This is a genomic window from Variovorax sp. GW823-FHT02B07 (genome assembly GCF_058797695.1).
Genome location: NZ_JBXAJX010000001.1, coordinates 1,404,180 through 1,429,063, shown reverse-complemented (window position 1 = coordinate 1,429,063; position 24,884 = coordinate 1,404,180). Strand labels below are relative to the sequence as shown.

At 69.9% G+C, this 24,884-nt stretch carries 27 protein-coding genes; 10 read left to right on the top strand and 17 right to left on the bottom strand.

Annotated features, from left to right (window positions below; genetic code table 11):
* From AC1RGU_RS06735 to AC1RGU_RS06725, 3 genes are all read right to left on the bottom strand, one after another.
* Complete coding sequence (locus AC1RGU_RS06735) at window positions 1-249, bottom strand: hypothetical protein (protein WP_062474407.1); 249 nt, start codon at window positions 247-249, stop codon at window positions 1-3.
* Between the two features lie 108 nt (window positions 250-357).
* Entirely contained in the window at window positions 358-1,269 is a 912-nt protein-coding gene (locus AC1RGU_RS06730) for a DUF3014 domain-containing protein (protein ID WP_492695562.1), read from the bottom strand.
* 142 nt (window positions 1,270-1,411) lie between these two features.
* On the bottom strand, window positions 1,412-2,530 hold the full coding sequence (locus tag AC1RGU_RS06725; RefSeq protein ID WP_492695560.1) for a DUF2855 family protein: 1,119 nt from the start codon (window positions 2,528-2,530) through the stop codon (window positions 1,412-1,414).
* A 50-nt stretch (window positions 2,531-2,580) separates the two neighbouring features.
* Here AC1RGU_RS06725 and AC1RGU_RS06720 point away from each other — a divergent pair, with 50 nt between their 5' ends.
* The gene (locus AC1RGU_RS06720) at window positions 2,581-3,201 is read left to right on the top strand and encodes a TetR/AcrR family transcriptional regulator (protein ID WP_492695558.1); all 621 of its coding nucleotides are present in this window, start codon (window positions 2,581-2,583) and stop codon (window positions 3,199-3,201) included.
* Here the strand turns inward: AC1RGU_RS06720 and AC1RGU_RS06715 are convergent.
* From AC1RGU_RS06715 to AC1RGU_RS06695, 5 genes are all read right to left on the bottom strand, one after another.
* On the bottom strand, window positions 3,176-3,853 hold the full coding sequence (locus AC1RGU_RS06715; RefSeq protein ID WP_492695556.1) for an alpha/beta hydrolase: 678 nt from the start codon (window positions 3,851-3,853) through the stop codon (window positions 3,176-3,178). The two genes, AC1RGU_RS06720 and AC1RGU_RS06715, sit on opposite strands and share 26 nt — an antisense overlap.
* Before the next feature lie 39 nt (window positions 3,854-3,892).
* Window positions 3,893-4,933: an NAD(P)H-dependent flavin oxidoreductase gene (locus AC1RGU_RS06710; RefSeq protein WP_492695554.1), complete on the bottom strand. Its 1,041-nt coding sequence runs from the start codon at window positions 4,931-4,933 to the stop codon at window positions 3,893-3,895.
* Between the two features lie 103 nt (window positions 4,934-5,036).
* The gene (locus tag AC1RGU_RS06705; protein WP_492695552.1) at window positions 5,037-5,534 is read right to left on the bottom strand and encodes a hypothetical protein; all 498 of its coding nucleotides are present in this window, start codon (window positions 5,532-5,534) and stop codon (window positions 5,037-5,039) included.
* A 7-nt stretch (window positions 5,535-5,541) separates the two neighbouring features.
* A complete protein-coding gene (locus AC1RGU_RS06700) occupies window positions 5,542-6,843 on the bottom strand; it encodes a UDP-N-acetylglucosamine 1-carboxyvinyltransferase (RefSeq protein ID WP_062474398.1) in 1,302 nt (433 codons plus the stop codon).
* A gap of 157 nt (window positions 6,844-7,000) precedes the next feature.
* A complete protein-coding gene (locus AC1RGU_RS06695) occupies window positions 7,001-7,918 on the bottom strand; it encodes a protein NO VEIN domain-containing protein (protein ID WP_095947426.1) in 918 nt (305 codons plus the stop codon).
* 111 nt (window positions 7,919-8,029) lie between these two features.
* On the opposite strand from AC1RGU_RS06695, the gene AC1RGU_RS06690 reads away from it, so the two are divergent.
* Complete coding sequence (locus AC1RGU_RS06690; protein ID WP_492695550.1) at window positions 8,030-8,749, top strand: hypothetical protein; 720 nt, start codon at window positions 8,030-8,032, stop codon at window positions 8,747-8,749.
* 3 nt (window positions 8,750-8,752) lie between these two features.
* On the opposite strand, the gene AC1RGU_RS06685 is transcribed toward AC1RGU_RS06690, so the two are convergent.
* Window positions 8,753-9,070: a hemagglutinin gene (locus AC1RGU_RS06685; protein WP_492695548.1), complete on the bottom strand. Its 318-nt coding sequence runs from the start codon at window positions 9,068-9,070 to the stop codon at window positions 8,753-8,755.
* 91 nt (window positions 9,071-9,161) lie between these two features.
* Here AC1RGU_RS06685 and AC1RGU_RS06680 point away from each other — a divergent pair, with 91 nt between their 5' ends.
* Window positions 9,162-9,401, top strand: a complete 240-nt coding sequence (locus AC1RGU_RS06680) for a DUF7661 family protein (RefSeq protein ID WP_492695546.1) — start codon at window positions 9,162-9,164, stop codon at window positions 9,399-9,401.
* Between the two features lie 11 nt (window positions 9,402-9,412).
* Here AC1RGU_RS06680 and AC1RGU_RS06675 read toward each other — a convergent pair whose 3' ends face one another.
* Window positions 9,413-9,682 (bottom strand): hypothetical protein, encoded by a 270-nt coding sequence (locus tag AC1RGU_RS06675; RefSeq protein WP_492695544.1) that lies wholly within the window; start codon window positions 9,680-9,682, stop codon window positions 9,413-9,415.
* A gap of 107 nt (window positions 9,683-9,789) precedes the next feature.
* Between AC1RGU_RS06675 and AC1RGU_RS06670 the strand changes: the two genes are divergently transcribed.
* The 3 genes from AC1RGU_RS06670 to AC1RGU_RS06660 all read left to right on the top strand — a co-directional run bounded on the left by AC1RGU_RS06670 (window position 9,790) and on the right by AC1RGU_RS06660 (window position 13,935).
* Window positions 9,790-11,886, top strand: coding sequence for a S8 family serine peptidase (locus AC1RGU_RS06670; protein ID WP_492695542.1), 2,097 nt, complete (start codon window positions 9,790-9,792; stop codon window positions 11,884-11,886).
* A gap of 101 nt (window positions 11,887-11,987) precedes the next feature.
* Window positions 11,988-12,239, top strand: coding sequence for a cell division protein FtsQ/DivIB (locus AC1RGU_RS06665; RefSeq protein ID WP_307694038.1), 252 nt, complete (start codon window positions 11,988-11,990; stop codon window positions 12,237-12,239).
* A 91-nt stretch (window positions 12,240-12,330) separates the two neighbouring features.
* Complete coding sequence (locus AC1RGU_RS06660; protein ID WP_492695540.1) at window positions 12,331-13,935, top strand: phospholipase D-like domain-containing protein; 1,605 nt, start codon at window positions 12,331-12,333, stop codon at window positions 13,933-13,935.
* Here AC1RGU_RS06660 and AC1RGU_RS06655 read toward each other — a convergent pair.
* Window positions 13,926-14,897, bottom strand: coding sequence for a LysR family transcriptional regulator (locus AC1RGU_RS06655; RefSeq protein ID WP_492695538.1), 972 nt, complete (start codon window positions 14,895-14,897; stop codon window positions 13,926-13,928). The genes AC1RGU_RS06660 and AC1RGU_RS06655 overlap by 10 nt on opposite strands.
* A 128-nt stretch (window positions 14,898-15,025) precedes the next feature.
* Here AC1RGU_RS06655 and AC1RGU_RS06650 point away from each other — a divergent pair, with 128 nt between their 5' ends.
* Entirely contained in the window at window positions 15,026-16,246 is a 1,221-nt protein-coding gene (locus AC1RGU_RS06650; protein WP_492695536.1) for a M20 aminoacylase family protein, read from the top strand.
* 42 nt (window positions 16,247-16,288) lie between these two features.
* A complete protein-coding gene (locus AC1RGU_RS06645) occupies window positions 16,289-17,281 on the top strand; it encodes a Bug family tripartite tricarboxylate transporter substrate binding protein (protein ID WP_492695534.1) in 993 nt (330 codons plus the stop codon).
* Between the two features lie 16 nt (window positions 17,282-17,297).
* On the opposite strand, the gene AC1RGU_RS06640 is transcribed toward AC1RGU_RS06645, so the two are convergent.
* Window positions 17,298-17,498 (bottom strand): hypothetical protein, encoded by a 201-nt coding sequence (locus AC1RGU_RS06640; protein WP_062474379.1) that lies wholly within the window; start codon window positions 17,496-17,498, stop codon window positions 17,298-17,300.
* Between the two features lie 155 nt (window positions 17,499-17,653).
* Here AC1RGU_RS06640 and AC1RGU_RS06635 point away from each other — a divergent pair, with 155 nt between their 5' ends.
* Window positions 17,654-17,944 carry a hypothetical protein gene (locus AC1RGU_RS06635; RefSeq protein ID WP_062474377.1) on the top strand — a complete coding sequence of 97 codons (291 nt, stop codon included), beginning with the start codon at window positions 17,654-17,656 and terminating at the stop codon, window positions 17,942-17,944.
* Window positions 17,945-18,058: 114 nt separating this feature from the next.
* Window positions 18,059-18,946: an amidohydrolase family protein gene (locus tag AC1RGU_RS06630; protein WP_447743372.1), complete on the top strand. Its 888-nt coding sequence runs from the start codon at window positions 18,059-18,061 to the stop codon at window positions 18,944-18,946.
* A 21-nt stretch (window positions 18,947-18,967) separates the two neighbouring features.
* On the opposite strand, the gene AC1RGU_RS06625 is transcribed toward AC1RGU_RS06630, so the two are convergent.
* The 5 genes from AC1RGU_RS06625 to AC1RGU_RS06605 all read right to left on the bottom strand — a co-directional run bounded on the left by AC1RGU_RS06625 (window position 18,968) and on the right by AC1RGU_RS06605 (window position 24,872).
* Window positions 18,968-19,723 carry a tRNA-uridine aminocarboxypropyltransferase gene (locus AC1RGU_RS06625; RefSeq protein WP_492695532.1) on the bottom strand — a complete coding sequence of 252 codons (756 nt, stop codon included), beginning with the start codon at window positions 19,721-19,723 and terminating at the stop codon, window positions 18,968-18,970.
* A 56-nt stretch (window positions 19,724-19,779) separates the two neighbouring features.
* Window positions 19,780-21,003: a DUF1501 domain-containing protein gene (locus tag AC1RGU_RS06620; protein ID WP_492695531.1), complete on the bottom strand. Its 1,224-nt coding sequence runs from the start codon at window positions 21,001-21,003 to the stop codon at window positions 19,780-19,782.
* A gap of 14 nt (window positions 21,004-21,017) precedes the next feature.
* Entirely contained in the window at window positions 21,018-22,613 is a 1,596-nt protein-coding gene (locus AC1RGU_RS06615) for a DUF1800 domain-containing protein (protein WP_492695529.1), read from the bottom strand.
* Between the two features lie 115 nt (window positions 22,614-22,728).
* Window positions 22,729-23,403 (bottom strand): DsbA family oxidoreductase, encoded by a 675-nt coding sequence (locus AC1RGU_RS06610; protein ID WP_492695527.1) that lies wholly within the window; start codon window positions 23,401-23,403, stop codon window positions 22,729-22,731.
* Window positions 23,404-23,450: 47 nt separating this feature from the next.
* Window positions 23,451-24,872 carry an MFS transporter gene (locus AC1RGU_RS06605; RefSeq protein WP_095744853.1) on the bottom strand — a complete coding sequence of 474 codons (1,422 nt, stop codon included), beginning with the start codon at window positions 24,870-24,872 and terminating at the stop codon, window positions 23,451-23,453.
* Between the last annotated feature and the right edge of the window lie 12 nt (window positions 24,873-24,884).

The following is a 24,884-nucleotide window of genomic DNA, read 5'->3' as shown; positions in this document are numbered from 1 at the left end:
TCAGCCTTCGCGGCGGTACATCGCCCACTTCACGGTGAGCAGGTCCGCGGCGATCTTCGCGGCGTTCACGCCCGCGTAGGTTTCGGACGGATCGAACGCGAAGGCCGCCTGGTAGCGCTTGATGTGCGCATAGTCCCGGTCGAAGGTCATCGGGCCCATGAGTTCGGTCGGGTCGGTGCCGGCGGGAAGCGCCAGGAATTTCCCGGGGTCGGTGGTGCTCTGGTAAAGATCGACGCTCATCAGGTTCATGGCTTGCCCTCGAAGTCGTAGGCGCAAATCATCTCGGCCCTTCGCGCCGCATGCAATCGGCCCGCGCCTACAGGGCGTGCAGGCGGGGCGCTGTCAGTGCATCACGCCTCAGGGCTGCTTCTTCTTCGCGATCTCGCCGGTGGCGATCTGCGCGCGCAGCCCGCGCAGGCTGGCCTTCATCTTGCGCTCGTTCTCGGGCCCCATGCGCACCAGGATCTTCTGGCCGGCCGAGAGCGATTCGAGCTTCGGATCGGCGTATTCGTAGCGCACCCAGGGCCGCTGCGAGGGAATGTCGCCCTTCACCTCGACCAGCTTCACCTGCACCGGCCCCGTGGGCTCGGGCGCCTGCAGCAGGTGGTCGATCACGGCGATGAAGCGGTCGTTGAAATAGCGGCCCGGATAGCCCAGCTCTTCGTACGCCTGCTGGAACAGCGGGTACAGCCGCGCATACACCGCCGCCGCCTTGGCCGGATCGACCGCCCCGGCCAGCATCACGATGCCGTTGTAGCGCGCGGCGTTGTTCGCCGCGATGGTCTGCACGCCGCCCTGCTGCGGCCCCTCGGTGATGAAGCGCTGCGGCGCGGGCTGCACGGGCCACTTGCTGGCGGGCGCCTGCTCGCGCGGCAGGTTGTCGACGGTGGCGACGAAGCGCCGCACCACGCCGTCGGACTGCAGGTAGGCCGCCACGGCCTTGCCGCCCAGCAGCTCGGTGAGCGCCTTCATCACGCGCGCATCGGAACTGGCCAGCGCGGGCAGCGCGGCATCGGGCGGGGCCAGCGCCTCGACCGGGTTCTGCGGGCCCTTCGGCTCTTCGGCCTTGGGCGGCTCGGGGGGCGCGTCGTTCGGGGCGACGGCCACGGGCGCGGTCGGCAGCGGCGCCAGTTGCTGCTGCTGGTACCAGCGCCAGCCGAAATAAGCCGCCACCAGCACGACCAGCGCCAGGCCGACGATGGTGCCCATCGGTGCTTCCTTGCGGGGTCGGAATTCGGGGGTGTCGCGGGGGGAGTCGGCGTCGGACATGGGCGGTTTCCTTTTGCGGGATGGCAGTGGGGAGACGAAAGGCAATGGTGCACCAGGATGGCCTGCACGGCCCGCACGATCGCCACGTTCTCGTAACCCCCTGTGACGCCCCACCCGCGCCGAAGTTCAGTCGCTCAGCCCGTCACGCGCCGCCAATGCGCACCACATGCGCCTCGCGCGGATCGACGCGGCCCGCGTGCAGGTCGGCAATCACCGCCTGCGCATGCGCGAAGCCGCGGCCCTGGGCCAGCGTCATCCAGCGGTTGCCCGGGCGGCTGAGCTCGGCGATGAAGCGGCCCTGCGCATCGTTGAAGCGGCGGTTGACCTCCTGCGGCCCCCAGTCGGCATTGCGCTTGCGGATCTGCACGGGCGCGAAGTAGAGCTTCGGCGTGGGGCCGGGCAGCGCGCTGGTGTCGCCGAGGAATTCGGTCTTCTGCGCCGAGCCCGCATAGCAGTCGTACACCAGCGATTCGCCGAAGTGGTGGTGCACGGTGGCGCGCAGCGCGTCGTGGCCCGCGAAGTCGACGTACAGCGTGGGCACGTCGGCCGCGAGCGTGGCGATCTCGCCGTAGGCCACCGTGCGGTCGTAGCAGCCCAGCGCCTCGACGAAGGCGCGGTTGCCTTCGGAGGTGGCCGCGATCAGCTGCAGGCCCTCGCGGCGGCCGAGGCAGAAGGCCGTGCCGAACGCCGTCTTGCTCGATGCGCTCGACACCACGACCTGCGTCGCGCCGAAGAAGGCGTTGTCTTCGAGAAAGTCGGCCAGCATGAACGAGGTGATGAACAGCGGACGCACCAGCATCTGGTAGTCCTCCAGCGCGGCGACGTAGCCCGCGTCGTGGCTGCAGCGCATGTACTGGTTGTAGGCCGACACCAGCTCGCTGCGGTGCGCCGCGCCGTCGTAGAAGCCGCGCGGCGTCACGCGCACCGGCTGCATGCGCAGGTGGCTCGCGATGGGAAAGTAGCCGTAGAAGCGCTCGCCCACCGCCACGCCTTCGACATTCGAGGCCACCACGTCGGCAAAGCCCCAGGCCGGCATGTGGCCCCAGTCAGCATCGCCGGTGGGAAAGAACTGCCAGTACTTCATCACCGCATCGCCGAAGGCCGCATAGGTGATGTTGTTGGTGGTGAGCGAGAAGCGCTCGATCTTCATCAGCACCTCGCCCGGCTGCAAACTGCCGGCGTCTTCCGAAGTGACGATGCGGGTGGTTCCGAGTGCGTTCTTGCGCGTTTCGAGGCGGGTTAAAGTGAATGCGTTGTTCATTCGCAAACTGTAGGACGGCCCGCTTCGCCGCGGGTTCGGAAACCCGGTCCATGCCCGCCGCACCCCGCTCCAAGCCCCTGAAACGCCCCACGCAGGCGCGCGGCAAGTTCACCGTGCAGGCCATCTACGACGCCTTTGTTCGGATTTGGCGCACGCAGGGCTGGGAAGGCGTGACCACGCGCGCCGTGGCGCTCGAAACCGGCATCGCCGTCGGCACCTTCTACGACTACTTTCCCGACAAGGAAGCCCTGCTCTCGGGCTATGTGCGCCACTGCGTCGAGGCGCTGCTGGCGCGGCTCGACGCGAACGTGATCGCGCCTTCAGGCATCGACTGGCGCGAACGCGTCACACGCCTCGTGCGCCTCACCTGCGACACGCGCATCGACGACTTGCCCGCCTTCGACCACGAGATGCTGATGCTCGAGCACCGCGTGGCCGAGCCCAAGCACCACCGGCGCGTGTATGACGAACTGCTCGCACGCTGGACGCAGGCCTTCGCCGCCTGCCGCGACCTGCAGCCGCCGCCCTCGCCCGCCACCGTGCAGGCGTTGCTGACCGCCGCCTGGGGCGGGCGCCGCTACCGGCTGCTGGTGCAGCCCGACGACGCGGCGAGTGACGCGTGGGTCGCCGAGATGGAAGCGATGGTCAGGGCGCGGCTGTTGGCGCGCTGAGCGCCTGCAGCCACGCCAGCGTGCCCTGCAGCTCGGCCGGGCGGATCTCGTGCGCGCCCGGGAAGTCCGAACCCGACAGCGCCAGCGGCAGCCCGCGCGCCAGCTCGCGCGTGGCCTGTGCGGCGCTCGGCGGAATCACGTTGTCGGCGCTGCCGTGGCTCACCCACAGCGCCTTGCCCGCGAAGGCCTCGGGCGGCGCGATGTGCGGCACCACCTCGGGCAGCAGCCGGCTGTGCCACACCAACGCGGCGCGCAGCTTCCCGGGCTGCGTGAGCAGCAGCGACAACGACATGATCCCGCCCTGGCTGAAGCCGCCGACCACCACGCGCTCGGGCGGGATGCCCAGCTGCTGCGACGCCGACGTGACCATCTCGCCGATGAGGAAGCGGCTTTCGCGCTCCTGTTCTTCGTCGATGCGGCGCCCGCCGTCGGCCAGCACCTGGAACTCGAACCACGCGTAGGAACCGGGCGACAGCACATACGGCGCGCGCAGGCTCAGCACGTGGAACTGCGGCGGCATCATGCGCGCCAGGCCGAACAGGTCCTGCTCGTTGCTGCCCACGCCGTGCATCAGCACGAGCAGCCAGGGTTCAGGGCCGCCCGAGGGTGCGGGATGGTGCAGGAACTGCAGGGGCAGATGGAGCGATGTCATGGGTCGGAAGGGCTCGAAAAAAATGACGGACGGCGCGGCTCAGCGAAAGCCCTTGGCCAGCGCGCGCGTGACCTCGGCCGAGGACACCTCGCGGCAGCCGGTGGCGTTCTGCCCCGACCACAGCGGAGAAAAATCGCCGCTGCCCTGCGCCTCGGCCTTGGCGCGCAGCGGCGCGATGCCCGAGGTGGCGAGCGGAAATTCCGGCGCCGGGCCGATGGGGCCCAGCTCGCGCATCACGCGGTTGACGATGCCGCGCGCGGGTCGGCCGGTGAACAGGTTGGTGAGCGCCGTGTGGCGCGCGGCCTCGCTCTTCAGCGCCGCGCGGTGCAGCGCGCTGGTCATGGCCTCGGGCGTCAGCAGGTAGGCCGTGCCGACCTGCACGCCGGCCGCGCCCAGTGCCATGGCCGCAGCCACGCCGTCGGCATCTGCAATGCCGCCGGCGGCGATCACCGGCACCTTCAATGCGCGCACCAGCTGCGGCAGCAGCGCGAAGGTGCCGAGCTGTTTCGTGAGGTCGTGCGACAGGAAATGGCCGCGGTGCCCGCCGGCCTCCAGCCCCTGCGCGATGACCGCGTCGACGCCCTTCGCCTCGAGCCACAGCGCTTCATCGACGGTGGTGGCCGAGACCAGCACCTTCGCGCCCCAGCCGCGCACCTTGGCCAGCAGCGACTCGGGCGGCAGCCCGAAATGGAAGCTCACCACTGGCGGCTTGAACTCGGCCAGCAGGTCGGCCACCTCGGCGCTGAAAGGGTTGCGCCCGGGGCCGGTCGGGATGCCCGCGGGGTCGATGCCGAACTCGGCGTAGTACGGCCCCAGCGCGGCGCGCCAGGCGGCCTCGCGTGCCTCGTCCGGCGTGGGCGGGGTGTGGGCGAAGAAATTGACGTTGAAGGGCTTGTCGGTGCCCGCGCGGATCGCCGCGAGTTCGCTGCGCATCGCGTCGGGGCCGAGCATCGCGCACGGCAGCGACCCCAGCGCGCCCTCGTTGCACACCGCGATCGCCATCGCGCTGGCCTGCGCGCCGGCCATCGGCGCCTGGATCAATGGAAGTTCGGTGCCGAGGATCTGTTGCAACGTCGTCATTCGGGGTGCGCTCCTGTGTCCGTGTGTCGAATGACGGCATTCTCCGGCGAAGCCGGTGGGCGCTGTGGCTGCGGGGTCATCGCGGGCGCAGCCGCCCGCCGGCTCAGCGCGCCTTGCCGAAGTCCTTCAGCTTGAAATCGGTGTCGTCCTGGTAGCCGTACAGGCGGCACACCGCGCGGAAGTCTTCCACCGCAAAGCCGGTCCATGTGTAGTTGCGGGCACGGCGGCCCGTCTGGCGGTTCTGCACATCGAAGGACAGCGAGGCCTTCGGCTCCGGCAGGTTGATCGTCTTGTGCAGGCTGGGCACGAACTTGAAATCTTGCGTCTCGAAGCGCTTGGAGGCACCGAGTGCCGTGCGCACGACGATGGCCTCGGGCGTGAACTCGTAGCGCGACACGAACAGGTAGTCGCGCCGCACCGCGACGATGACCACGAGCGCCAGCAGCAGCGTCACCGCATAGAACAGCGGCGTGTTGATCGTGCGGTCGACCAGGAAGCGGTAGGCGTAGTTGAACACCAGCGAGGTCAGGCCGACCATCAGCACCAGCTGCCCGAGCTGCATCAGCAGCCACTTGGCCCTGTGCGAGACGGAAACGATCACGGCCGCTTCACTCCTCGCTGGTCCACTCCACCTGCACGCCCAGGCTGCGCAGGTTTTCCACGAAGCGCGGATGCGCGCGCCGGATCGGCGTGGCGTTGCGGATCTCGGACTTGCCCTCGATGCTCGCGGCCACCATGAACAGCGCGATCGCCACGCGGATGATGTAGGGACTCTCGACCACCGCCGGTGTGAGCGCGTGGCCGCCGAAGGTGATGAGCCGGTGCGGGTCGGACGAGAACACGTGCGCGCCGAACTTGGACAGCTCGCCGGTCCAGCCCAGCGCACCGTCGTACACCTTGTTCCAGAACATCGCGTTGCCCTGCGCACGCACGCCCAGCGCAATGAAGATCGGCAGCAGGTCGACCGGGAAGTACGGCCACGGCGCGGCCTCCACCTTGGTGAGCACGTTGCTGGTGAACGGCGTCTGCACCTTCAGCGGGCCGCTGCGGATGGCGCGCGACCAGCCGTCGGCATGCTCGATCTGCACGCCGAACTTGGCAAAGGTGCGGTCGATGAGCGGAAAGTTGCCCGGCGCGCTGTTGCGCACCACGACGTCGCCGCCGGTGATCGCGCCCAGCGCCAGGAAGGTGGTGATCTCGTGGAAGTCTTCGTCGAAGCGGAACTCGCCGCCGCCCAGCGCGCCGCCGCCATGCACCGTGAGCCGCGAGGTGCCCATGCCCTCGATGCGCACGCCGATCATGGCCATGAAGCGGCAGAACTCCTGCACGTGCGGCTCCGAGGCCGCGTTGGTGAGCGTCGAGGTGCCGCCCGCGGCGGCCGCGCACAGCACGAAGTTCTCGGTGGTCGTCACCGAGGCGTAGTCCAGCCAGTGGTCGGTAGGCGTGAGCCGGCCGGGCGCGTACACCAGCAGCGAGCCCTCGGTGCGCTCCACCTGGCCGCCAAAGCGCTGGAACACCTCGACGTGCGGATCGATCTCGCGCACGCCCAGCGTGCAGCCCTTGACGTTGTCTTCCAGCCGCGCCACGCCGAAGCGCGCCAGCAGCGGCGGCACCAGCATGATCGACGAGCGCATCTCCTCCGGCAGGCGGTGGAGCGCCGCATCGAAGGTGGTGGCGCGGTGGTGCAGCTCGAGCGTGCCGCTCTCGTGGTCCATGCGGACCTCGCTGCCCAGCGTGCGGAAGATGTCGAGGATCTTGCGCACGTCGGTGATGTCGGGCACCCCGTGCAGCCGCAGCGGTTCGCCGGTGAGCAAGGTGGCGCACAGCACCGGCAGCACCGCGTTCTTGTTGGCGGAGGGAATGATGCGGCCGCGAAGGGGCGTACCGCCGTGCACGATGAGGTTGGACATGAAGGGGGGCGAACAGAGGGGGCGAAGGCACGAACTGTTCGCGCCGGACGGCGGAACTTTACCGTTGGAAACGACGGGTTTCCGGGGGCTCAGTTGTAAGAATTTGGAAACGCCCGCGGCGCGCCGGTGCGGCCGCGGCGTTTGCCTGGGAGGCCGGTCAGGCCTTGCGCTGGAAGCCCGGCGCCTGGTCGACTTCGGTCGGCTTGTAGATCTTGTGCGCCGCCGTCGCGCTGCCCGCGTCGGCCACCACCAGCAGGCGCCACAGCGGCTCGCGCACGGCGCACAGGCTTTCCTCGGGCGTGAGCGCGAAGGTCGGCAGCGCCGGGGCGGTGCCCTTCACGACCACCTTGAGCAGCATCGCGCCCTTGGCGTTCGACACCTCGATGTCGTAGCCCAGCGCCTTGCTGGTGACGTCTTCCGCGTTGTAGCCGTAGCCCTTGAAGTGGCCCATGACGTAGGCCATGGCGGCGGCCTGCACGGCGTCGGTCGTGGTCGGGCCGGCCGGGGCCGCGTCGGCGTCGTCGGCCGCCGGCACGCCGCCACGGGCCTTGGCGGCCGTGATGTCGGCCTCGGTCGGCACCCAGCCGCGCGCACCGCGCACCAGCACCGCGAGCTGCTGCTCGGGCTCCCAGCTCGCGACGTGCCATTCGGCATCGTCGCGCACGCGGGTCGACACCTTGGCGCTCTTGTTGCTCTCGAGCTCGGCAATGGCCACGCGGTTGGTCTGCAGCACGGCGCGGAAGCCCTGGCCGGCGTCGAAGGTGCGCTTGAGCAGGGCCAGGCGGTCCTTGGCGCGCTGCGCCTGCTGGGCGCTGCGCACGCCGCCGCCGGGGCGGCGCTGGGCGTCGAGCGATTCCAGGTAGAACCAGCGGCCACCGGCCGCGACGCTCACGTACTCGCCCCAGATGGTGGCGATGACGTTGTCGCCGGTGGCGAGCCAGGCGTGCTCGAACGGCTTGTCGCGTGCGTCGAACACCCCCATCTTGGCGACGATTTCGACCGGCGTGAGGCGCGGTCCGGAGAGCCGCATCTCATCGATGGCAGCGAGCACGGAGGGGTCGACTTCCTTGTCCATTCAGCGGAATTCTGGCGAGTTGGGAGGGGGTGGGAGTATGCCGCATCGGCCGTCGCTCCCCGGTGCCCGGCGCCGCGCCGCGTGTACCCTCCGTGCCTTGAAAGCCCTCGCATGCACGACCTGCTGACCTCCTATTTCTGGCACGGCGACACGCTGCGCAGCCGCAGCGTGAGCGGCATCGTGCACGCGGCCCTGCTCGACGTGCCCGAGCCCCCAGCCCGCCTCGTAGCCGACTGGCAGCGGGAGATCGCCACGAACGTGCTGCTCGAACCCGGCGATGTCGAACCGATGCCGCTGGCCCGCGCGCGCACGCGCTGGCCCGACTACGCGCAGTGCGTGCAGGCGATGTCCGGCTGGCTGGGCACGCTGGGCCTGCCCGCCTCGCTGCTGCCTGCCAGCGACGTCGCCCTGATGGTGTGCCGCGGGGCCCGCTACCACCACGACGGCGCGCAGTACGGTGGCGCGGCCTTCTGCAACCTGTTCCTCAGCGAGGACAAGGGCCTGGACGTGCACTTTCCCGTCACGGGCCATCGCATTCCGCTCACCCGGGGCACGGCCCTGCTGTTCGACACCGGCCAGCCCCACGCGGTCGTGCCGCGCGGCAGCGACCACGGTTTCGATGCGGCCGACTTCCCGTCTTCGCTCGATCGCACGCAGCTGTTCCTGACCTGGGAGCTGTCGATCGAAGACGCGCAGGTGGCGCGCCTGCTCGGCGTCGGCTTCGATGTCGATCCGGTCACCGCGTCGCGGCTCGGTGAAGAACAGGTGCGGGTGAACGGCGAACCGGCCGAGGTCTGCGCGAGCTCGGGCCGCTGGCGCAGCGCCGAGTAGCGATCAATCGCCTTGGCGGTAGTGGTTCCCCGGCCGCGCCGCCGAATCGATGATGTCCCGCCACGACTTTCCCGCGCTTCGCAGTTGCTCGATCGACGGGCCCAGCGTGTTGCCGTAGCGGCTGTGCGACCTGGCTTCGAGGGCCTGCAGCTCGTGCGAGGGCGTCAGCGCGCGGTAGTGCAGCTTGAGATCGTCCCGCTGCGCGAAGATCCAGCGCGCCACCTGTTCTTCACTCACACCGCCGGCCAGCATCCGCTCGGCAGCAGGACCGAGCGCGGCCACGGCCGCTTCGTAGGTCTTGCGTACGTTGGGGTCTGCCATGCGGACTCTGGAGTGGATGTGACGGGCGAGTCGGCCCATTGTGCATACGACGAGGGCGCTACAGTCGCTGTCCCCTCATCTCTTTTCGTGCATGCCCGAAGCCCCGACGATGCGCCACCTCTTCAACGTGTTCGGCCGTACCCTGCGCGTCGAAATGACCGATGCCCGCTGGCGCAGCCACTGGGTCGGCGCCGACGGAAAACTGGGCCTCGCCCAGCTCGCGATTCCGCCCGACGTGGCGCCGGCCGACCTCGCGCAGTACCTCTACGACATCTACCACGAGAACGCGACGCCGACGAACGGCGATGTCTTCGAGATCGGTGCGAAGTGAGCCCGGCGTTGCTATCGCTGCGCGGCCTTCGATGACGCGCGCAACATCAGCCAAGCCACGCCGCCGAACGCCAGCACGAACACCAACAGCGGCCCCACCTCCCTGGCCCTGAAGCCCTCGCTCGCGAGGTTGCCAAGCAAGGTCCACGGCACCAGCGGAAACGCGAGCAGCACCACCACCGCGGGCACATGCGCGTGCAGCGGAAACAGAACCAGCGCAAGGCCGGTCGACAGCAGGCTCGCCACCAGGTACGCGAGCAGAAGCTTGAACACCACTTTCATGCGGCGATTCTGACCGCCTCCTTGCCCAAGCCGGGGTGACAGATGACACGGCAATCTGCTACACCTCGCGGTACCCACCCGTGCCCCTGCGCAAGGAGATCCGACCGATGGCCCCAGCCAAGAAGCGCGTCGCCGCGAAGAAGCCCTCGCCCGCTGATACGAAAGTCCCCAGGATGCCGCACGGGGTGCTGACGCCGGCGCTGTCGTCCGGCAGCGTGCGGCTGCACGTGACCGGGCAGATCAAGCTGCTCAACAGCTGGGTCGATCTTCCGCCCGAGATGGCCGCCGCGATGGTGGCGCAGTCGGCCCACGCCGATGCGCCCGCCGCGGGCCACCTGCCGGGCGAAGCCTCCCCCGCCCTCACCGCCGCACTCGCAGGCACGGCCGACGCGCTGTGCACGCGGCTCTCGCCGGTGTCGACCTTCGGGCTCGCACAACTGCAACGCCTGCCGATGGACGTCGAGACCTCGATGGACCCGCGCCTCCAACTGGCGGTGATGAACCGCCGCGCGGGCAAGCAGAGCATGCCGATCTCGTCCGCCGACGGCGACTCGGTGCCGGTGGTGGCGCGCGTCACCAGCCATGCCGAGTGGGCCGACATTCCCGACGTCGATGCGGGCTCCGACATCGGGACCGCCGACGACGGCACGGTGCTCGTCACGGGCCGCATTCCGCTGGGCAAGGCCGAGGCGATCCGCCAGCATCCGGCCGTGCTCAGCATGAAGGCCTCGCAGCCCGTGCTGCCGGCGCTGAACAACACGATCGCCTCGATGGGGGTACAGGCCGACAACCCCGCGCTCGCCGGCACGGCGGGCGGCGCCGGCGTGGTGATCGGCGTGGTCGATTCGGGCGGCGACTTCGCGCACCAGAACTTCCTGAAAGCCAACGGCAAGACGCGCCTGCTGGCGCTGTGGCAGCAAGGCGCGCCGGCCAAGGCGAACAGCCCCTACGGCTACGGCCGGCTCTTCGAGGCGGCGGACATCGACAAGGCGCTGAAGAAGGCCGACCCGTACAAGGCGCTGGGCTACGACCCCGGTGCGGGCATGCCGGGCAGCCCGGGTTCGCACGGCACGCATGTGATGGACATCGCCGGCGGCAACGGCCGGGGGTCGCTGCAACCCGGCGTGGCGCCCAAGGCCGACCTGATCTTCGTCGAGATGTCGGCCCGCGACATCGCCTGGACCGGCCACAACGCCGTGTTCAGCTCCTTCGGCGATTCGGTGCAGATGCTCGAGGCGGTGAAGTTCATCTTCGACCGCGCCGGCGACAGGCCCTGCGTCGTCAACCTGAGCCTGGGCACCAACGGCGGCCCGCACGACGGCACCTCGCTGGTCGAGCAGGGTTTCGACGCGCTCGTGTCGCAAAAGCCCAACCGCGCGATCGTGCTGGCGGCCGGCAATTCGCAGGAAGACAACACGCACACGGCGGGCACGGTGCCCGGCAACGGGCACCTCGATGTGTCGTGGACCCTGGTCAACGGCAAGGGCGGCGAGTTCGAACTCTGGTACGGCGGCAGCCAGCGCCTGCGCGCCGAGCTGCTGGGCCCCGATGGCGAGGTGCTGGCCAGCGTCGCACCGGGCGAAAACTTTCCGCTCGGCGCGGGCAACGGCGAGATCGCCGCGTTCCTCAGCAGCCGCATCACCGACCCGAACAACAAGGACAACGTGATCGGCATCTGGCTCGCACCCAACTGGCCCGACGGCGAGTTCAAGGTGCGGCTGCACGCCCTGGCCGCCGACGACGTGCCGTTTCACGCCTGGATCGAGCGCCTGGACAGCGGCCAGTCGTACTTCGGCCAGCCGGTGAAGTCGCACCTGTTGGGCTCGCTGTCGACGGGAAAACTGTCGATCGTGGTCGGCGCGTACGACGCGCGCAAGACGGGCGAGCCCGCCGCCAGCTTCTCGAGCGCGGGCCCGACGCGCGACGGCCGGCCCAAGCCCGAGGTCAGCGCCCCCGGCGTGCAGGTGAAGGCCGCGCAGTCGCGCACGAAGGACGGCATGGTGAAGAAGTCGGGCACCAGCATGGCGGCGCCGGCGGTGACGGGGCTGGTCGCGCTGATGCTGGCCAAGGCCCACAAAGCGGGCAAGAAGCTGACCATCGCCGACATCCGCGCCAGGCTGAAGGCGGGCGTCAAGCCCGGCGCCGGGCCGGCCGGCTGGGACCCGCAGCGCGGCGACGGCCGGGCCGGCAGCGGCGCGATCTGACGCTCCACCCGAAGACCTCGCCATGACCCCCACGCCCGGTGCGGTTGTGCCGAACCCGAGCGGGGGGTGTAATCTGTGTTCCCGCCCCCATCTGCCCTCTCATGCCCATCGATTTGCGCTCGCTCAAGAAGCTCGACTTTTCGGCCGCCCCCGCGCCGGTGTCGGGCGAGCGCGTCGTCGTGCTGGTCAAGCTGTGCGAGGGCGCCGAGCGGCCGGACTACATCGCCGCGCGTGCCGACATCTCGCCGGGCCTGTTCTCGGCCGAGATTCCGATCGACAAGCTCCAGCAGCTCGAAGCCGACCCGGCCGTCGAGTCGGTCGAGCTGTCGCGCCGGCTGCCCAACATCTCCTGACACGCGGCCCCGCGGGGTCGCTGCCTTCGCGCATGCCATGCCGGCAGGCGCCCGCACACGCGTGCCCCACAACCCCTCCCAAGGAACACCCATGAAAGTGCTCGACGATGCCGCGCGCGCGGCGGTCCGGTCGGTGATCGCCACCCACCAGGCGCAGCTGGCCGCCCTGCCCGGCTACGTGGCGGCGGAGCCGGGCTTTCCGCTGGTCGATGGCCGCTTCCTGCGCGAGCCCGCCGTGATCGTGCTGGTCGACCGCAAGCGGCCCTTGTCGGAGGTGCCCGTGGCCGAGCGCGCGCCCCGGCAGCTCGGCCCGTACCGCGTCTGCGTGATGCAGGCCGACCCGGCGCGGCAGCTGGCCGCCAGTGCGGACTTCGAGGACACGGTGAACGCGCTCGCCGAAGCCGCCGTCGGCCTCGTCTACAAGCCGCCTGCGGGCCAGCCCATCGACAAGGTCTACAACGTGAAGCAGCCCTTCCTGTGCCACGTCGGCCCCGATGCGGGGTGGCCGGTGCTGAGGCCCTTTCTCGAAGGCACCACGCGCTCGCTGTCGGTGGCGATGTACGACTTCAACGCCGACCACGTCGCCCAGGTCTTCATCGACCTCGTGCGCGACGGCGGCATCGCGGCGGCGCTGAGCTGGGACGACGGCATGACGAAGGAAGAACAGGCCATCCGCAAGAAGCTTCGCAAGCTGCAGCAGGAGGCCGACTTCAGGGCCTGGCTCGTGCAGTGCGGCAAGGGCCGCCGCTTCGCCAGCGCGTACCACGAGAAAGTGGCGGTGCGCGACGGCAAGGCCTTCTGGCTCTCCAGCGGCAACTGGAGCAAGCGCAGCCAGCCCGACATCGACCCCGTGGCCACGCCCGCGCAGGCCAAGGGCATGTTCAGCAAGGGCAACCGCGAGTGGCACGTGATCTGCAACGACGCCGCGCTCTCGAAGGTGTTCGAGAAATACATCCTGCACGACCTCAAGGCCTCCGAGAAGGAAGAAGCCGACGGCGCCGCCGACGCAGCGCTGGACGTCGCGCCCAAGCTCACGTTGCCCGACGTGTTCGTGCCGCTCGATCACCTGCTGGAACAGGCCGTGGCTTTCGCAGGCCCCGTCGTGCCGGTCGAACCCGCGCGGCTGCCGGCGGTGAAGACCACGGTGAAAGTGCAGCCCGTGCTCACGCCAGACAACTACCTGCCGCACATCAATGCCCTCATCGACAGCGCACAGACTTCGCTGTACCTGCAGTTCGCCTACATGACCTGGAGCGATGCGGACAAGGACGCGGACTTTCGCGCGCTGCTGCGCAAGCTCGCGCAGCGCAGCACCGAGCCGGACCTCGACCTGCGCATCATCCTGGGCAGCACCAGCGCGGCCGACAACATCCGCAAGCTGGTCGAGGCGGGCTGCAACCAGGACGTGTTCCGCGTCCAGGGCAGCATCCACAACAAGGGCATCATCGTGGACGGCCAGGCGGTGCTGGTGAGCAGCACCAACTGGTCGGGCGACGGCGTGCTGCGCAACCGCGACGCCGGGCTGATCATCCACAACGAAGACGTGGCGCAGTACTACCAGCAGGTTTTTCTCGACGACTGGGACTCGCGCGCCAAGAGCCGCGTGGACGACGACCCGCCGGTGACGCTGGCCTCAGCCGGCGCGCCCACGCCGCCGGGCATGGTGCGCATGTCGTGGAGCGACTATCACGGGTGAGGCGCCGCCTCGATGAAATCCACCGAGTGCAGCACCCGCCGCAGCTCCGGATCGTCCGAGCCCTGCCACGCCGGCAGCTGCGCCAGGAAGTGCGCAATGAAGCGCGCCGCCGCGTGCGACGGCGCCTCCTGCGCGCGGCGCACGATGCCCACGACGTTGCTGTGGAAGCGCTCGCGCAGCTGCAAGGTCACGAGCGCATGGCGCAGGCTCTCGGTTTCCACCAGCGGCCAGGGACAGAAGGTGAGCATGTCGGTCTTGCGCACGAGGCCCAGCATCATCGACGGCGAATGCGCCAGCTGGATGCGCTGCACGGGCGCGGCCAGGCCGTGCTGGCGGAACAGGTTGTCGAGAAAGCTCGCGCCCTCGCCCGGCGTGAAGTTGAGCACCCAGTCGTCCTGCAGCAGCTCGGCCATCGACTGCGCACCGGCCCGCGGATGGCCGCGGCGCGCCACCACCGTCATGTCGTAGCGGAACAGCGGCTGCGCCTGCAGCCCCTGCATGGCCTCGTCGGGGCCGATGCGGCCGATCAGCAGGTCGAGGCTGCCCTCGCGCAGCCGCGGGTAGCTGAGTGCGGACAGGCCGTCGAACATTTCGAGCTGCACGTGCGGCAGCTCTTCGCGGAACAGCGACACCACGCGCGGCAGCAGGGTCTGCGTGATCCAGGGCGTGATGGCCACGGTCAGGCGCTGCTGCGCGCCGGTGTCGCGGTGGCGTGAGAGCGTGTCTTCGGCCTGGCGCAGTTGGGCCAGCACGCGCTGCGCATGCTCCAGCAGCTCCAGGCCGGCCGGCGTGAAGGCGATGCCGCCGCCGTGGCGCGTGAACAGCGCCACCTGCGCATGCGCCTCCAGTTCGCGCAGGCCCTGCGTGACCGTGGCCTGGGTGACGCCCAGTGCCCGCGCGGCGGCGCGGATGCTGCCTTCGGAGGCGACGGCGGCGAGATAGCGGAGCTGGTGCAGCTTCATGGCGGCCGATTATCCGCAGCCATCGGTGGCGACAGGCGCCGCCCACCTCCGCATGGCGGCGCCTGTCTGCCCCGGCGGGCAGCGAATTCCTAGACTCGCCGCAAGACAGCAAGGAGACAGATTTCCCCATGACGACCTACACCGTCGACAACGCCGCCGCCCTCGAGAGCGTGCTGCCCGCCGTGCGCGAGGTCGCGCCCGAGATGGTCGGCCTGCGCCACCAGATTCACGCCCACCCCGAGCTGGCCTACGAAGAGCACGTCACCAGCGAGCTGGTGGCCACGCGCCTGGCCGAGTGGGGCTACGAGGTGCACCGCGGCCTGGCCGGCACCGGCGTGGTCGCCACGCTGACATGCGGCACGGGCACGCGGCGCCTGGGCCTGCGCGCCGACATGGACGCGCTGCCGATCCAGGAAACGACCGGCCTGCCCTACGCCAGCCAGGTGCCCGGCAAGATGCACGCCTGCGGCCACGACGGCCACACCAGCATCCTGCTGGCCGCCGCGCGCGTCATCGCGCAGGAGCGCGGCTTCGACGGCACGCTGCACCTGATCTTCCAGCCGGCCGAGGAAGGCCTGGGTGGCGGGCGCCGCATGGTCGAAGAAGGCCTGTTCGAGCGCTTTCCCTGCGACGCCATCTTCGCGCTGCACAACATGCCCGGCTTTCCGGCGGGCAAGTTCGGCTTCAAGGAAGGCTCGTTCATGGCCTCGTCCGACTCGGTGACCATCACGGTGACGGGGCGCGGCGGGCACGGCTCGGCGCCGCACCTGTCGGCCGACCCGGTGGTGGCGGCGGCGCATATCGTCGTGGCGCTGCAGACCATCGTGTCGCGCAACGTCGACCCGCGCGAGATGGCGGTGGTGTCGGTGGGCGCGATCCACGGCGGCGACGCGCCCAACGTGATTGCCGACAGCGTGCAGATGCGCCTCACGGTGCGCGCCTACCGCCCCGAGATCCGTGCCATGCTGCGCGAGCGCATCACCGAGTTGGCGCAGGCGCAGGCCGCCACGCTCGGCGTGAAGGCCGAGGTGGACTACCACTGGCGCTACCCCGCGCTGGTGAACGACGAAGAGTCCACGCGCTTCGCACGGCAGGTCGCACACGACTGGCTGGGCGACGACGGCCTGCTGCCGCCGCTGGCGCCGCTCACGGGCAGCGAAGACTTCTCCTTCATGCTCGAGCGCTGCCCCGGCAGCTACCTGATCGTGGGCAACGGCGAAGGCGAGCACCACCGCACCGGCGGCTGCATGGTCCACAACCCCGGCTACGACTTCAACGACGCGATCCTGCCGATCGCGGCCAGCTACTGGGTGCAGCTGGTGCGGCGCTTCCTCACCGCGCAGGCCTGAGCGGGCCTCTTCCTTTTCCCACTTCCCCGTACTGGAACCGCGATGACCCGTCTTGCTTCTTCCGTTTCGCGCCGCGTGGCACTGAGCGCACTCGGCGCCGCCGCCTTCTGTGCCGCCGCCCCCGCGTTCGCGCAGGGTACCTACCCCGCCAAGCCCATCAAGCTGCTGGTCGGCTACGCGCCGGGCGGTTCGGTCGACATGGCCGCGCGCGTGGCGGCGGACATCCTGTCGGCCAAGCTCGGTGCGACGGTGGTGGTCGAGAACGTGACCGGCGCCGCAGGCGTGGTCGCGGCGCAGCGCGCGGTGAGCAGCCCCGCCGACGGCTACACGCTGCTGGCCGGCTCCAGCAACGAGATGGCGGCCACGGTGCTGGTGAACCCAGCGCAGCGCTACGACCCGGTGAAAGACCTGACCCCCGTCAGCCTGCTCGCCTTCGCGCCCGTGCTGCTGGTGGCGAGTCCGAAGGTGGGCGTGAAGAACCTCGACGAGTTCATCGCCCTGGCCAAGCGCAACCCCGGCAAGTACAGCTACGGCAGCTCAGGCGTGGGCTCGACACTGCACTTCGTGGGCGAGCAGATCAAGCAGCGCGCGGGCCTGTTCCTCACGCACATTCCCTACCGCGGCACCGCGCCGCTCACGAGCGACCTGGTCGGCGGCACGCTGGACTTCGCGATCGTGTCGCCCACCGCCGCGGCGCCCTTCCTGCAGGGCGGGCGGATCGTGCCGCTGGGCGTGTCGTCGGCCAAGCGCTTTCCCGGCCTGCCGCAGGTGCCGGCGCTCGGCGAGCATCCGCAGCTGAAGGGCTATGAGCTGAGCGGCTGGTTCGCGCTCGCGGGCCCGAAGGACCTGCCCGCGCCCATCGTGCAGAGCCTGCGCGCGGCGCTGCAGGCCGGCCTGGCCGACCCGGCGATCCGCCGACGGCTGGAAGAAGGCGGCTCCATTCCCGCCACGGGCAAGGAAAACCTCGGGCAGATCATGCGCGAGGACACGGCCAAGTACACGACGCTGGTGAAGTTCGCGAACATGCGCGACTGAGGCCCGCCGGGTCGTTTCAGCGCGGGGCGTCGCCGCCCTGGCGCTCCTCCACCCACCACTTCGCCTGCGCAGCATTCATCGCGCGCGCGTTGACAATCATTTCCTCGATCTGCGCACGCGTGGCCGGCGAATCGACCATCCACGCGGTCTGCACGGCATGCGCGGGCCCGCCTTCGGCGAGCCGGTATTCCAGACAAAAACGAACCTCATTGCTCATCGGTGATCGAACCCTCTCTTCGCCACCGATTCTGTCTGACTCAAGTGAAACAGAACGCTTCTTCGATGCGTCGCAGCCACAGGAACCGATGGCGTTTTGAGGCCATTCGTTCACAATGATTGCACCGTTGTTGCAGCGGAAAGGAGTGTGAAACCATGTTCGACTTCTTGTTTCGGCCCACCCACACGGCCTATTTGAAACGTGCCTCGGCACTGCTCGAAGAGGCGCAGATGGCACGCATCGAACACCAGGCTGCCGCAGAGCATCACAGCGCCCTCGCCCGCATGTACGCGGAACGTGCCCGGCGGCTCGAGAACGAGCTGTACCGGCAACCTCGCGCCGCGGAGCACGGCACCGAGGCAGTGGCGGTCGCGGTGGAAGACCGCCCGCAGCTGTACTCGCTGGATGGCAGCCGCAAGGCGACGACGCACCCGGCCGGCAGCTGACGCCGGCCCGCGCGATCGCCTCGAGGTCGCGCCCGGCGACAAGGGCGCGGCTGTGCCGATGCGGTGATCCGGGGTGATGTAATCCGGCTCCCCGGCCTTCACCGCGAGAACCCCATGCGCTTCATTGCCTGCATCGCCGCCTGCGCGGCCCTGGCCCTGTCCCAAGCCCACGCGCAAACCGCCGCGCCTTACGACGGCCCGCTGTTCGACACCCACCTGCACTACAACCAGGAAGCCTGGGACGGCACCGCCGGCCCCTTCCCGCCCACCGAGGCGCTCGCGCGCATGCAGCGCAACCAGGTGAAGGCCATCATCGCGAACTCGCGGCCCAACGCCGGCACGCAGACCCTGGCCGCCGCACGCGAGACCCGCGCCGCCGGCGTCACCGTGGTGCCCTTCGTGCGCCTGTACCGCAACCGCGACGACTACAACAACTGGTTCCGCGACGAAAGCATCCACGAGATGGTGCTGGCCGAACTGGCGCGCGGCACCGCCAGCGGCCCCTACCGCGGGCTCGGCGAATTCCACCTGTACGAGAGCGCCAACGCCAACGGCCCGGTCGCGAAGAAACTCATCGCGCTGGCCGAGGAGAAAAAGCTCGCCGTGCTCGCGCACGTGGACGATGTGGCCGTCGACCTGCTGATGGCGAACGCGCCGTCGAAGGGCCGTGCGCTGCGCCTCATCTGGGCCCACACCGGCATCGGCGGCACGCCGGTCGAGCGCGTGCAGGCGATGCTGGAGCGCTACCCGCTGCTGATGGGCGAACTCTCGTACCGCCCCGGACTGACCTGCGAGGGCGGACGCCTGTGCCCCGAATGGCGCGCGCTGATCCTCAAGCACCCCGATCGCTTCATGGTCGGCTCCGACACCTGGGTCAACCAGCGCTGGAGCGCCTACGACGAAATCATGCGCGGCTACCGCACCTGGCTGGGCGACCTGCCGCCCGCCGTGGCGCAGCGCATCGCCTGGGGCAACGCGGCGGCGCTGTTCGACCTGCGCTGAGGCCGGCCCGCGCAGGAGGTCTCAGGCGGCCTGATCGCGCAGCGCGGCCACCTCGCGCAGCCGCTGGTGCGCGGCGCCGTCCCACGCCACCGGCTGCTGGTTCTTCGCGCACAGGTAGTGGTGCGTGAACACGCCCAGATAGGCGTCCAGCGTCTGCTGCGCGGCCTGCTCGCCGGCCAGGTCCATGCACATCGCCGCCACCTCGCTGGTGCAGAAGTGGTCGCCGCGGCCGGAGTTGCGCAGCTTGTACTGCGTGATCTGCTCGGGCTGCAGGCTCAGCACCGGCAGCCGGTCGAGGTAGGGGCTGCGGCGAAACATCTTGCGCGCCTCGGCCCAGGTCGCGTCGAACAGAATGAACAGCGGGCGCTTCGCGCTGCCGCCACCGGCCGTATCAGGCGATGCAGGAACACCCAGCACCACGCGCTCGGGCGCCGCGTACTGCCCCGGGAACACCACGTAGGGCTGCCATTGCGGGTCGTCCAGCAGCGCCAGCAGCGCGGGATCGGTCTCGGTGCGGGCCCAGCCGAAGGCGAAGGTGTCGGCCACCACATCGGCCACCAGCCACCCCGTGTTGGTGGGCTTGAGCGGCTCGATGTCGGCCATGAGCAGGCACACCCCCGCGCGCGTGGCCACCGGAGGACGCACGGCGCACATGCAATGGCTGGGCACCAGGCGGCAGCCCGCACAGCGCTCGCGCTTGAAACCGCCACGGGCAAGAAAAGGCTTGGCGCTGCGCGCCAGGCGCGCGGCGCGAAGGAGGGAGACGGCGTGAGGCATGCACCGATTCTCGGTGGCGTGGCCGCCAGCGCCGTGCGGCGGCACGCGCCGGCTCGCTAGACCAGCCGCAGGTCCTTCACCGCCGCACCGCCGAACACCCGCGCCACCTGCGCCGTCGACAGCCCATACATCCGCTGGAACAACCCGCCCAGCACCGCCCGGTACTCGTTGAGCACCGCGTGGTCGCGGTTCTGGAACAGCGTGGCCTGCGTCAGCGGCTGCTGTTCGCCCACGACGCGCCCGCCCGCCTGTGCGGCCAGGCCGCCGCCGAGCACCCAGTACACGGTGCCGTGCCCGTGGTCGGTGCCGCGGTTGCCGTTCTCGCGGAAGGTGCGGCCGAACTCGCTGACGACGACCACCACGGTCTGGCGCCAGGCAGGCTCGCCCATTTCCTGCGCGAAGCCGGCGACGCCGCGGCCCAGCTCTTCGAAGCGGTTGGCCAGGTAGCCCTTGGCCGCGCCCTGCCCCACGTGGGTGTCCCAGCCGCCGACGTCGACAAAGCCGATGTCGTAGCGCTCGCGCATCAACAGCGCCATGCGGCGCGCGACCTGCTCGAAGCCCTTGGGGCTCATGGCGTTGCGGCTGGCGGCGTCCATCTCGGCCTGCATGGCGCGCACCACCTCGTCGCGCACCTGGAAGCCCTCGGCCACGGGCTGCGCGAGCGCGGTGTTGCGGTACATCGACGCAATGATCTGGCTCTGCCGCGCATCGAGGGCCTGCCGCGCCACGCCCGCGAGCGCCATGTTGGCGGCCTTGGCGTCGTCGCCGCGCAGCACGATGGGCAGCTGGTCGGTGAAGGCGATGGGCGACACGTCGGCCAGCGGCCCGGCGCCGAGCACGCCGGCCAGCCGGTTGAGAAAGCCCGAGCGGTAGTCGCGCCGCGCGTTGTCGGGCGCCACGCCCAGCTCGATCGCGTCCTGCGTCTCGAAGTGGCTGCGCGTGAGGTCGTCGGTGCCGGCGAAGGCAATGAAGGCCGCCTGCTTGCGCTGGTACAGCGGCAGCACGCTCTGCGCGAGCGCGGGGTGCAGGCCCCAGTCGCCGCCGTCCAGCGGCAACGCACCGTCGGGCGTGCCGGGCCGGGGGATGGCGATGTTGGGCCGCGAGGCGTAATAGAAGTCGCTGTTCGCGGTGGGCACCAGCAGGCTGGTGCTGTCGTAGGCGCCGCGCAGGAACACGACGAGCAGCTTGGTGCCCTCGGCCGCGGGCGCGGCGACCACGCGCGCGGCGGCGCCGGCCAGCGGCGTGGCGGCGATGAGTTGCAGCAGGTGTCGACGTTGCATGACGGTCCCTCTTTTCAACGCCGCATCAGCTCGGGCGATGCGAGCAGGAAGGTGTTCCACTCCGGCGGGTTCTTCGCCTGCGCAAGCGCCTGCTGCGTGTCGGCGCTCAGGCCGGGCTGCAGCGCATGCACGGCGCGCGACTCGGCCAGCGGCGGAAACGGCGGCTTCTCGAGCGGCGCCTTGTCGTCGGTGCGGAACAGCACGGCGCCGCCCGTGCCGATGGCGCGCGCAATCTCGAAGCGGGTGTTCATCTGGCCCGCGCTGGCCCAGGCGGCCTCGTTGAGCGGGTAGCCGTCGGGCGTCTCGTGGGCGTACAGGGTCTCGCCCATGCGGTTGATCCAGCCGATCATCGGCGTGGTGTTGAGCACCACGCGCTCGTCGTAGGCCAGCCGCACGCCCGCCACCACGTAGTGCACGGGGTCGCGGAACTTGCGGCCCAGCGAGGCGGCGAACTCGCGCGATTCGAACAGCGTCTGCAGGGTGGCCGCAATGTCGCCGTCGCTGCGCGTGAAGGTGGCGGCCATGCGATCGACCAGCGCGGGCGGCGGCTCGTCGGCCACGAAGTACACGGCGAGCTTGCGCGAGATAAAGCGCGCGGTGGCCGGCGCGCGCGCCAGGCGGTCGAGCGCCTCGTCGGTCTCGGCCAGGCCGCGCGCTTGAATGGGCTGGCCCAGGAAGATCTTGGGGCCGTAGTCGTGCCGGTTCGGGTGGAACTCGAACAGGCCCTGGCGCACGTAGTCGGCGCGCACGGCCGGGCGCACCGCGGGCGGCGCCGCGTCGGGCGGCTGCACGCTGACACCCACGCCGGTCAGCACGCGCGCCAGCTCCTGCACGTCGGCCTGCGTGTAGCCGCCGCCCACGCCCAGCGTGTGCAGCTCCATGAGCTCGCGCGCGTAGTTCTCGTTGATGCGGTTGGCGGCGTTCTGCGCGTTGTCGAGGTAGCGCAGCATGGCCGGGTGCCGCGCGGTGGCGCCCAGCAGGTCGCGGAACTTGCCGAGCGCGTGCGGGCGGATGGCGTTCTCTTCGTAGTCGCCGACCATCGCGCGCACCAGGTCCTTGCGGATGCTGACGCTGAAGTGGTTCATCCAGAACCAGGTCATCTGCTCCTGCAGCTGGTTGGGCGAGTACAGCGCGCGCAGCAGGAAGCGCTGCTGCGCCTCGCGCGCGAGGGTGTTGAGTTCCTGCTGGTAGGCCGTGCGTGCGGCCTTCTTCGCTTCTTCGTCGGGCAAGGCATCGGCGGCCTTGCGCCGGGCATCGAGCGCGAAGACGAGCTGATCGAGCGGCGTGCGCGAGATGGCCATGGCGTCGATCTGTGCCTGCGCCGCCGCGGGCAGCGGACGCGGCGCGGGACGCAGCTGGCGGCCCATCCAGCGCGGCAGGCCGTCGCGCGCCGGCTCGGCCTGGCTGCCGGCGTTGGCGCCCCAACTCACGCGGTCGAGCCAGCGCAGCTGCGCGGCGGGCGTGTCGGCGGCATGGCCCAGCGCCGTGAGCGGCGGGCCCTCGGGACGCAGCAGGCCGGTGGAGCAGGCGGTGAGCGCCAGCACGGCGACCAGCGTCACGGCGATCGCGCGCGAACGGTGCAGCTTCGGAAACGGCATGCGGTCGATCATGCGCCCTTCAACCGCTTCGCGATGTAGGCGGTTGACCGACCTCGGGCCGCGCTCAGGTAAAGCTGAAGGTCAGCTTCGTTTCAGGACGAAACGACGGGGCCGAGGCCCCGCACGTTCAGGCCTTGGCCGTGCTGCTGGGCTCCGCGCCCGCAATCTGCCGCAGCGCGCGCTCGAACACCTCGACCGGCTGGCCGCCGGAGATCAGGTGCTGGTCGTTGATGATGATCGCGGGCACCGAATGGATGCCGGCGTCGGTGTACAGGCGCTCGCGTTCGCGGGTTTCCTGCGCGAACTCGTCGCCGGCCAGGATCTCGCGGGCCCGCGCCGCGTCCAGCCCTGCCTCGGTCGCCGCGCGCACCAGCACCTCGATGTCCGAAGGGTTCTGGCTGTCGGTGAAGTAGGCCTTCAGCAGCAGCTTCTTGAGCGCCACCTGCTTGGCCGGGTCTTCCAGTTCGGCCCAGTGCAGCAGGCGGTGGGCGTTGAAGGTGTTGTACACGCGGGGCCGGCCCCCGGCGCTGAACTCGAAGCCGACGGCCGCACCGCGCTGGCGGATCGCCTCGCGGGCCTGGGCCTGCTGCTCGCGCGAGGAACCGTACTTCTGGTTCAGGTGCTCGAAGGTGTCCTGGCCTTCGGGCGGCATCTGCGGGTTCAGCTCGAAGGGCTGGAAATGCAGTTCGGCCGTGACCTCCGGCGCCACCCGTTTCAGGGCGGCCTCGAGTGAGCCGAGGCCCACGGCGCACCAGGGGCAGGACACATCGGAAACGAAATCGATCTTGAGATGGGCGGTCATGGCGCCATTCTTCATGGCGCCACAACCCCTTTGTGCGCGCGGGGTCTTCAGGCCATGGCCTTGCGGCGCTCGCGCTCCGTGCGGGCGCTGGCCAGCGTTTCTTCGCGCAGCCGGTCGTACTCGGCCTTGTCGACCGGCACCGCGTTCGGGTTGCCCAGGTCGTGCATGTGGACGCGGTAGGTCTCGCGGGCGCTCATGGCGGCCAGCGCGGCCAGCACGGTCACGGCGAAGGTGATCGCACCCACGGTGAACCAGATGTTGGTCGAGCCCGGAGGCGCCACGGCGGCGAACAGCGCCGGCAGCAGCGCGGTGAAGGTGGTGCCGATATTCTGCGAGATGGCCATGGCCGACACGCGGTTGCGGGTGCGGAACAGCTCCGGGTAGAAGCTCGGGAAGGTCGCGTTGTAGCCCTGGTACACGATGCCCCACATCAAGAGCGACATGCAGATGGCCAGCGGCACGTTCTTGATGCTGATGGCGTACAGGTACACGAACGACAGCAGGCCCGAAGCCAGTGCGCCCACGATGATCGGCGGCTTGCGGCCGATGCGGTCCGACAGGTTGCCCACGAACGGGATCACCAGCACGGCCAGGATGTTGCCCAGCACGGGAATCCACAGGTACACGTCTTTCTGGAAGCCGATGCCGTAGGCGGCCTGCACCGCGTAGGCCGCGCCGAACACGGTGGCGACCACGGGAATCACGTTCATCAGCGCCATGCAGATCACGCGCAGCATGTCGCCCCAGCTGTCGGTCAGCGCCTGGACGATCGGCGCCTTGGCCACTTCGCCCTTCTGGTCGACTTCGGCGAAGGCCGGCGTTTCGTCGACCTCGCGGCGGATGATGTAGCCGGCCACGATCACGATGAAGCTCAGCAGGAACGGAATGCGCCAGCCCCACGAGTTGAAGGACTCTTCAGGCATGTAGTGCGCCAGCGGCAGGAACACGGCGGCCGCCAGGATCTGGCCGGCCTGCACGCCCTGCAAGGTGAAGCTCGCGAAGAAGCCGCGGCGCCCGAACGGTGCGTGCTCCAGGATCATCGAGCTCGCGCCCGAGATCTCGCCGGCCACCGCGAAGCCCTGCACCAGGCGCAGGAACACCAGCAGCGCCGGCGCCAGCAGGCCGACCTGGTCGTAGGTCGGCAACAGGCCCACGGCCACGGTCGAGAAGCCCATCAGGAACATGCACAGCACCAGCACCTGCTTGCGCCCGTGCGTGTCGCCCCAGTGGCCGAGCACGAAGGCGCCGATGGGGCGCGCGACATAGCCCACGCCGTAGGTCGCGAGCGACGCAATGATGGCCGTGGTCGGGTCGCCCTTGGGAAAGAAGATCTGCGGAAAGATCAGCGCCGCGGCGGTGGCGTAGATGAAGAAGTCGTAGTACTCCAGCGCCGAGCCGATCCAGCCGCTGGCGGCGGCTTTCCTCGACTGGTGCTTGCCTTGCGGCTCTTTGGCGGATGGGTGGGCCATGGGTTGTCTCCA